Genomic DNA, 269 nt, shown 5'->3' with positions numbered 1-269 from the left:
CGAAGCGTGCAAGGCCTTCCCCGGCAAGGTCATCGTTGGCCTGGATGCCAAGGACGGCTTCGTCGCCACCGACGGCTGGGCCGAAGTGAGCACCGTGCAGGTCATCGACCTGGCCAAGCGTTTCGAGGCCGATGGCGTCTCGGCGATCGTCTACACCCACATCGCCAAGGACGGCATGATGCAGGGCTGCAATGTGCCTTTCACCAAGGCACTGGCTGAAGCCACCCGCATTCCGGTGATCGCCTCGGGCGGCATCCACAACCTGGGCG

General features: G+C 64.7%; 1 protein-coding gene. It reads left to right on the top strand.

Annotation, left to right across the window (positions count from 1 at the left end):
- The coding region (locus R0J88_RS20470; RefSeq protein ID WP_410900946.1) for a HisA/HisF-related TIM barrel protein at positions 1–269 on the top strand (269 nt) is incomplete at both ends.

Origin of the sequence: Pseudoalteromonas sp. SIMBA_162 (genome assembly GCF_046535955.1) — a bacterium.
In the GTDB taxonomy this organism is placed as follows: domain Bacteria; phylum Pseudomonadota; class Gammaproteobacteria; order Enterobacterales; family Alteromonadaceae; genus Pseudoalteromonas; species Pseudoalteromonas marina.
Note: the sequence above shows the minus strand (reverse complement) of the source record. Positions and strands in the feature narration are given on the sequence as shown.